The sequence below is a fragment of the Butyricicoccus sp. AF18-9LB genome, from assembly GCF_027684505.1.
Classification (GTDB): domain Bacteria; phylum Bacillota; class Clostridia; order Oscillospirales; family Butyricicoccaceae; genus Agathobaculum; species Agathobaculum butyriciproducens.
Genome location: NZ_JAQCWA010000057.1, coordinates 1 through 1,733, shown reverse-complemented (window position 1 = coordinate 1,733; position 1,733 = coordinate 1). Strand labels below are relative to the sequence as shown.

The window sequence follows — 1,733 nt, the reverse complement described above, 5'->3', positions numbered from 1 at the left end:
GAAGGCTTTGTTCAGGAACGAGTCGCACTGATGTCCATGTCGTATCCGGCACGGACTGCTTTTTTCTGTTCCTCGATCTTGCTGCGGTCCAGGTCGGTAATCTTCCGCTTTACCGTTTTGATGGCTTTCACCTGATCCACCGACTGAATGTGCATACTCACAATGAGCGAGCTTTCCATATCCAGAAAATCAGCCAGCAAACGGTCATTCAGTTCCGGTGCGAGAATCTGCAAAAAAGAAACAGTCCCATATTTCTTACCCATACGGAACTGCTTGCCGGTGCGGAACTCAAAGGAGCTTGGTGCAATAAAATCCTTTGTGGACAGACCGGAAGGAGCCAGCCAGTCCCATTCAAACAGAAACGGGAGTTGTTCATCCATGTGGAATACCGCATGAAGCTGAAAAAGCCTTTCTTTACCGTCCAGCGTTCTGGCAGCTACACCAAGACGCTTGAAGTTATTAAGTATATCGGTCTCAATACGCTCCAGACGGGGCTTGGCGGCTTTGATGCTGTCCGCGTCGATACCAAAGGTCAGATATTTGGTCTTGATGAGACCGTTGTTACCTCTGGCCAGCTGATTTTGCAGCATTGTGGTGTATTCCTCGCGGATACTGTCAAAGGCGTCCCTCTGGGGCGGGATGGAAATGGAGTTAGCAAAGGTCTCCTCCGATGCCGCAAGGTTCAAAAAAGACAGCTGGAAATGAATCGAGCTGTCAAAATAATTGAGGAAATCACACCAACCCTCAAAGATTGCCGTCTTATCTTCGTTTTGGGAGAGCTGATAGTTGATGTCCTGAAACTGGATGGTCTTTGTGTAGTGGCTGTCCGATACGCGGCAGATTCCGTCCGGCCACATTCGTTCATAAGGGATACTGTCCTGCGCAGATTTTCCTTTTTTGTCCGTGCGGTTAGCGCGGGCAATGGCCGCTTCGATCTGCTTCTTATCGGCGCGGGACAGTTTTTTCTTTGTCTTTACCGGCTGCACAGTTTTTTCCTCGGTTTTTCCGAACATCCGATGCAGCCATTTTTTTATTGCGGTGAACAATGTCATACACCTCCTTATCGAGCATTTCCTGCCGCTTTAATACGGCATAAAAGTTGTTGGTCTGGTAAGGTCGCTGCTTTGGACGGATCACAGCTACTTTGAGAATGTTGCCCACGATCTTTTCCAGGGGCTGTCCATGCTTTTCGTACATAGCCAGCATAAAGAAGGGCAGCATAACCAGCATCATACACATAGCCGCTACACTGTTTTCGGTAGGTTTTCTGAGCAAAAAGAAAAGCGGTACGCCAATAAGCGCTCCGCCCGTGAAGCAGATAAGCTGCCGCTTGGTCAGATTGAACATGACCTTTGTTTTGACTTTTGTTAAGTCCTTGGGTACGGGTACATAAGCCAATGTGGAAACCTCCTTCCGTTTTAGTGCGCCTGAAAGACTGATTTGGCGAGACTGCCGGTTTTGAACAGCGTAAAACATAGCAGTACGGTGTAGCCCACGCAGCTCCAGATTGCCATGATGATGTCATCTTCCATAGCGATGTTCTGCACCAGCACAGCATAAATTGCCACGCAGACGATAATGAGAAACGCCTGAAAGCCCAGTGCCAGCAGAGATCGGAGGTAATTCTGTCCCATACCGCCCCATTCCTTGCCCATCATTGCAGCCATTGGAACGGGAGCCACCGAAGTTACAAGTAGGGTAAGAACCCGGCGCCTTGCCATATCACTATGGTA

The 1,733-nt window shown here is 49.0% G+C and carries 1 protein-coding gene and 2 pseudogenes; all 3 read right to left on the bottom strand.

The features are described from left to right. Positions 1-29: 29 nt before the first annotated feature. Positions 30-986, bottom strand: a pseudogene (locus tag PGY33_RS14250) (VirB4-like conjugal transfer ATPase, CD1110 family); the annotation flags it as partial. Next, positions 943-1,398, bottom strand: a complete 456-nt coding sequence (locus PGY33_RS14245; protein ID WP_270479200.1) for a PrgI family protein — start codon at positions 1,396-1,398, stop codon at positions 943-945. The pseudogene PGY33_RS14250 and the gene PGY33_RS14245, both read right to left, overlap by 44 nt. Positions 1,399-1,418: 20 nt before the next feature. Beyond that, a pseudogene (locus PGY33_RS14240) lies at positions 1,419-1,733 on the bottom strand (VirB6/TrbL-like conjugal transfer protein, CD1112 family); the annotation flags it as partial.